General features: G+C 64.5%; 7 protein-coding genes. 1 reads left to right on the forward strand and 6 read right to left on the reverse strand.

Annotation, left to right across the window (positions count from 1 at the left end; all coding sequences use genetic code 11):
* On the reverse strand, positions 1-698 hold a 698-nt coding region (locus AC1DYX_RS27030), incomplete at its 3' end, for a response regulator (protein WP_477264632.1).
* 333 nt (positions 699-1,031) lie between these two features.
* The gene (locus AC1DYX_RS27035) at positions 1,032-1,661 is read right to left on the reverse strand and encodes a response regulator (protein WP_477264634.1); all 630 of its coding nucleotides are present in this window, start codon (positions 1,659-1,661) and stop codon (positions 1,032-1,034) included.
* Between the two features lie 254 nt (positions 1,662-1,915).
* Here AC1DYX_RS27035 and AC1DYX_RS27040 point away from each other — a divergent pair, with 254 nt between their 5' ends.
* Positions 1,916-2,719 carry a DUF481 domain-containing protein gene (locus AC1DYX_RS27040; RefSeq protein ID WP_477264636.1) on the forward strand — a complete coding sequence of 268 codons (804 nt, stop codon included), beginning with the start codon at positions 1,916-1,918 and terminating at the stop codon, positions 2,717-2,719.
* A gap of 45 nt (positions 2,720-2,764) precedes the next feature.
* On the opposite strand, the gene AC1DYX_RS27045 is transcribed toward AC1DYX_RS27040, so the two are convergent.
* The 4 genes from AC1DYX_RS27045 to AC1DYX_RS27060 all read right to left on the reverse strand — a co-directional run bounded on the left by AC1DYX_RS27045 (position 2,765) and on the right by AC1DYX_RS27060 (position 5,429).
* Positions 2,765-3,256, reverse strand: coding sequence for a hypothetical protein (locus tag AC1DYX_RS27045; RefSeq protein ID WP_477264638.1), 492 nt, complete (start codon positions 3,254-3,256; stop codon positions 2,765-2,767).
* 119 nt (positions 3,257-3,375) lie between these two features.
* Positions 3,376-3,786 carry a GFA family protein gene (locus tag AC1DYX_RS27050; RefSeq protein WP_477264640.1) on the reverse strand — a complete coding sequence of 137 codons (411 nt, stop codon included), beginning with the start codon at positions 3,784-3,786 and terminating at the stop codon, positions 3,376-3,378.
* Positions 3,787-3,804: 18 nt separating this feature from the next.
* Positions 3,805-5,109: an MFS transporter gene (locus tag AC1DYX_RS27055; protein WP_477264642.1), complete on the reverse strand. Its 1,305-nt coding sequence runs from the start codon at positions 5,107-5,109 to the stop codon at positions 3,805-3,807.
* The gene (locus AC1DYX_RS27060) at positions 5,106-5,429 is read right to left on the reverse strand and encodes a thioredoxin family protein (RefSeq protein ID WP_477264644.1); all 324 of its coding nucleotides are present in this window, start codon (positions 5,427-5,429) and stop codon (positions 5,106-5,108) included. The genes AC1DYX_RS27055 and AC1DYX_RS27060 overlap by 4 nt, the downstream gene beginning before the upstream one ends.
* Positions 5,430-5,432 lie beyond the last annotated feature (3 nt).

Here is a 5,432-nt window from a genome sequence, read left to right on the forward strand (position 1 = left end):
GCGCCGTCCGGCGTCACCGCGCTGATGGCGGCGCCGTCGAGCGCCGGGATGTGCAGCAGGTGGTCGAGGGCCGCCTGGGCGACGTCGACCTCGGTGGCCGCTTCATTCAGGGCGCCGGCGATCCTGCCGAGCAGCGCCAGCGAGTCGACCATGCGCGCGAGCCCCGCGCGCTGGGCGGCCAGCTCGGCGTTCAGGCGCAGCGCCTGGTCGTGGGTGGCCACCAGCATCTCGTAGATGTGGCGCCGCTCGTCGGCCATCACCTCGAGCGGCTGTCCCTGGGCGCCGGCGTCGCGGGTACGCAGGATCCGGCGCACGCGTTCACGCAACTGGTGCGCGTCGTACGGCTTGCGCACGAAGCCGTCGGCGCCGGCCTCGAGGCTGCGCACGATGTCCTGCAGGTCGGACAGGCTGGTCAGCAACAGGACGGGCACGGCGCCGAGATGCGGATCGTCCTTCACGGCGCGGCACAGCGAATAGCCATCCATGCCCGGCATGGCGATGTCGCTGATGAGGAGGTCGGGCGGCTCTGCGCGCGCCTGGCGCAGCGCGGTAAAGCCGTCGCCCGCCACCCGTACGTGGTAATCGGATTCCGCTGCCAGCATCCGGGCGAGGTGCTGGGCCTGGGTCGGGCTGTCTTCCGCCACGAGGATCTCGTAGCGCCTGTCGGTCCGCTCTATGTCGTGCGTCGTCGTCATCATCTCTGCCCCGTCCCGTCGTGTGGTCCGCAGCCTTCATGTCGAATGCAGGAGATGGCTGGTGCACTGCACAATCCAGCCGCCGGAATCTTGCATTGATATTAGCTAAGATGCTCAAGCATTCACATTCATCGCGGGTCTGCCGAACTTTGGTACCGTCTTGACAACTGCAGGGCCCGTTTCTAGTTTTACACAGAATTAACAGTAAAGGGGCCACAAAACGGAAAAAGGTCACACTTAAAACGGATGAAACCACAAAATCCTGTCATAGTTTTCGTGACAGTTAAACTTTAACACTGTTGGGACTTAGCAACAGGTCAGATGACATTGCGCACTTCAGCCAGCAAGTCCATGCTGCAGTGCATAACGAATCAGTGCGGCGTTCGACGACAGGCCCATCTTGCGGAAAATGCGGCCTCGGTAAGTGTTGACGGAGCTGATGCTGATGCCAAGCTCGGCAGCCACCTGCTTGATCTGCAGGCCTGCGCCGATCAGCGCGACGATCTCCGCTTCGCGCGGGGTCAGTCCATGGTGCGGCGGGCGTGCCTCCGGACGCGCCTCGCGCGCGAGCAGTTCGGCGACGCGGGGACCGACCCAGGTGCCGTCGCCGCCGGCACGGCGCACGGCTTCCACGAGTTCGGCTGACGCCATGGTTTTCGATACATAGCCGCGCGCGCCGGCCCGCAGCGCGGCAAGGGCGTAACGTTCCTCGGGATGCATGCTGAGGATGACGACCCGGAGGTCGGGAAAATGGCGGCGCAGCTCGACGAGTCCGTCCAGCCCGTCATAGTCGGGCAATGTCAGGTCCAGGATCACGACGTCTGGGTGTACCTGGGCGATGAGGGCGATTGCTTGCGTCAAGTCTGCGGCTTCACCGACGATTTTTAGGTCGGTGCAGGGCCGTACGATCTTCTTGATCCCTTCGCGGATCAGTTCATGATCGTCGGCGATGACTAGCCTGATCAATGTGTTTCCTTATACATTCATACATTCATGCCGGCATGTTGGCAGAGCGAGCATTCTAGGCAACATTTCGTGAGAATTGCAAACACAATTATTGATGAATTAACAGTTGTAATATCATTTGAAGTATTGTAGGCGGCCAATATGTAAAATTTCCGTTTGAAAGTATTTCGTCCCGCGCTTTGGGCTACAATGTCGCCTCCGCCGGCGGCTCGTCCGCCGCAGACGATCCGTGAACGACAGGCTGTGCATTGCCTATGAAATCTCTGATGTTTTGCGTGCTGGCACTCTCCAGCGCGGGAGCGGCGATGGCCGCTCCGGACGATCTCGCCGACAGCGTGCCGTCGTCCAGTTACTTTACCCAGGCGCCGGCGACGGCCGTACCGGACGGCAGCAGCTGGTACACCTCGGCCGAGCTCGGCGCAATCACGACCTCCGGCAACACCGAGGGCACGTCCGTGACAGGCAAGATCGATGCCCGCCATGAGATGGCCAACTGGAGCAACGAATACATCTTCAGCGGCTATTTCAAGGAAGACGTCAACCACCACGACGACGGCAGCACGACGCGTACCCGCTCCGCCGAACGCTATTTGCTGTCGGCCAAGGCGGCGTTCAAGCTGCTGGAGGACGGCAACCGCGCCTTCCTGCTGGGCTCGCACGTGAACGACAAGTTCGGCGCTTACACCCGTTACTCGTCGGTGGGCGTCGGCTATGGCACCCAGCTGCTGCGGCGCGACGACAAGTCCGTCGACGTCGAATTGGGCCCGGGCTATTTCCATGGCGAGAGCGCGGCCGGTGAAATCGAATCCGGCATGACCGTCCGTGGCGCGGCCCAGCTGCGCTGGCGCGTGAGCCCGTCCGCGGCGTTTTCCCAAAGCGTGAGCGTGGAACGGGGCACGTCGAACATGCACTCGATCGCCGAGACCGCCCTGTCCACCAAGATCAACGGCACGATGCAGATGAAGGCCGCGTTCAGCGCGCGCAATGACACGAACGTGCCCGAGAACAAAAAGAACACGGATACGCAGACGTCGCTGACGCTCGTCTATTCGTTCTGATTCGTGCGGGATGGCCGGGCGAACACCCCCGGCCGTCGTCATGGATTACTTCACGAGGATCCGGCCCTGCAGCTGGATCGTCCCCTGCCCCGTCGCCATGTCTTCACCGCCAGTCATGTCGCCGCCGCCGCTCGCCCTGGTGTAGCGGCCGGTGCCGCCCGTGATCTGGAACGTCGCATTGCTGAACACGTATTTGGTGCCGTCGCCCGTCGGCACGAACTGGCCGCTGTAGTTGGCGTAGATCAGTTCGCCCRTGAGCGTCGTGATGAGGAATCTGCCGTCGCTGAACGTATAGGTCGTGCCGTTCGGCGTGATGCAGTCGGTGGCCAGGAACGTCACCTTGCCGATGGTGGTGCTGGTGCCGAAACCGAGGATGGTACCGCCGAAATTCGATGCGCAGCGCGCTGACGGGCCGGGGATCTCCTGCAGCACGCCGGACAGCTGGAAGTCCTTGTACGTCGCCGTGTCGGCGGAGGCGCACACCGCGGCGGACATCAGGACAGCTCCGGTGGCAAAACGCAGGACAGACTTGAACATGAAGTTCTCCAAAAAAATTGTAGAACTTCAATTTTAACGATCAGCTATCGTTCCGTCCCAACAAACGTGGATTGTATTGTAACTTTGTTGCATTCTTGTACATACACTGTGTCATTTATTCAACACTCCGGTCCGTTGGCGCGTAACGTCGGGTAACGCGGCAGGCCATCCGCGAGGTGCAGCCAGCATACGTGCTGCGCATGATACGTGTGGTCGGCCGGCGGGACGGCGTCCGGATCGTCCAGGCTGCACGTCGTGACGTCGATCTCGTCCGGGACGTCGTCGCTGTGCCACGTCAGCTGCGTGCCGCAGCGGCCGCAGAACTGGCGCTGGACGCCGGGACTGGATGCATGGAGGACCGGCGTGCCGCGCGTCCAGCGCAGCGCAGCGCGGCGCACGCTGAACCAGGCCAGCGCCGGTGCGCCGCTGGCGCGGCGGCAGTCGATGCAATGGCATAACGTCGCGTGGAACGGTTCCCCGTCCGCTTCGTAGCGCACCGCGCCGCACATGCATCCACCCGGTATCGCCATGATTCCTCCCATGTGCCGTCAGCGCGCCGCGGCCGCCGTGCCGCGCGGCCCCGGTGCCGTCAGCAGCAGCGCGACGAGGCTGATCACCGAGGCCGCGCTCAGGTACCAGCCCACCGTCTGCAGTCCGTAATTCGTCGCCAGCCAGGTTGCCACATAGGGCGCCAGCGAGGCGCCCAGGATGCCGGACAGGTTGAACGTGAGCGACGCGCCCGTGTAGCGCACCTCCGGCGGGAACAGTTCCGACAACAGTGTGCCGAGCGGCCCGTACGTCATGCCGATGAGGCACTGGCCCAGCACGAGGAACAGCGCGACGAGCGCCAGTTTGCCGGAGCCGAACAACGGCCCGAACAGCAGGCCGAACAGGGCCAGCGCAACGGAGACGAGAATCATCGCGGCGCGCCGGCCATGGCGGTCGGCCAGCACGGCGGCGATGGGGATCGTGAGGCCGAAGAACACGATGGCGCCCAGTTGCAGCAACAGGAACTGCTGGCGCGAATAGCCCAGCGCGGACGTGCCCCAGCTGAGCGCGAACACGGTCATCAGGTAGAACACGACGAACGTGGCCAGCGCGGCCAGGGTGCCCAGCACGAGGGCGCGCGTATGGTTCGCGAACACGGCCGCGACGGGCAGTTTCACCCGCTCGTTGCGGTCGAGGACGGCCTGGAAGTCCGGCGTCTCGGTGATTTTCAGGCGCACGTACAGGCCTACCAGCACGAGCAGGCTGCTGGCCAGGAACGGGATGCGCCAGCCGTAGCGCAGGAATTCCGCATCCGACAGCGTACCGGACAGCAGCAGGAACACGCCGCTCGACAGGAAGAAGCCGATCGGTGCGCCCAGTTGCGGGAACATGCCGTACCAGGCACGCTTGCCCGGCGGCGCGTTTTCCGTCGCCAGCAGCACGGCACCGCCCCATTCGCCGCCCAGCCCGAGCCCCTGGCCGAAGCGGCACAGCGCGAGCAGCAACGGCGCGAGCGTGCCGATGGCGGCGTAGGTCGGCAGCAGGCCGATCACGACGGTGGAGATGCCCATCGTCAGCAGCGCGGCCACGAGCGTGGCCTTGCGGCCGATGCGGTCGCCGAAGTGGCCGAACACGGCCGAGCCGACGGGCCGCGCGAAGAATGCGATGGCGAACGTGGCCAGCGATTGCAGGGTGGCCGCCGCCGCGTCCCCGGCCGGAAAGAACAGCTTCGGGAACACGAGCACCGCGGCCGTGGCATAGATATAAAAGTCGAAGAACTCGATGGTGGTGCCGATCAGGCTGGCGAACAGGACGGTCGCCGRGCGGTTCCGCGCGGGACGGAAGTCAGGTGCGGCTCCAGTCATGCGGCACCGGCCTGCGAGAGCGCGTCGGCCAGCTCGCGGCTGTCGACCGGACGCACGACGCGCGCCACTTCCTGCCCATCCTTGAGCACGACCACGGTCGGCCACAGCTTGACCTTGAACGAGCGCCCCAGCTTGCGTCCGGGACCGTCCTCGACCTTGATGTGCTGCACGCCCGAATACGGCGCCAGCGCGTCGTCGATGTGGCTGGCCGCCGCCTGGCAATAACCGCACCAGTTGGTGCCGAAGTCGATGGCGACCACCCCGGGCAGCGCGTCGATGGTGCTGCGCTCGGGCTGGGCGGTGTCGTAGGGTTTGCTCATCCG

It is taken from the genome of Massilia sp. P2_C2, assembly GCF_056404615.1.

Bases quoted from the DNA above. Each gene is read 5' to 3' on its own strand.
- AC1DYX_RS27040 (WP_477264636.1), top strand. From the start codon at position 1,916: ATGAAATCTCTGATGTTTTGCGTGCTGGCACTCTCCAGCGCGGGAGCG.
- AC1DYX_RS27050 (WP_477264640.1), bottom strand. From the start codon at position 3,786: ATGGCGATACCGGGTGGATGCATGTGCGGCGCGGTGCGCTACGAAGCG.
- AC1DYX_RS27060 (WP_477264644.1), bottom strand. From the start codon at position 5,429: ATGAGCAAACCCTACGACACCGCCCAGCCCGAGCGCAGCACCATCGAC.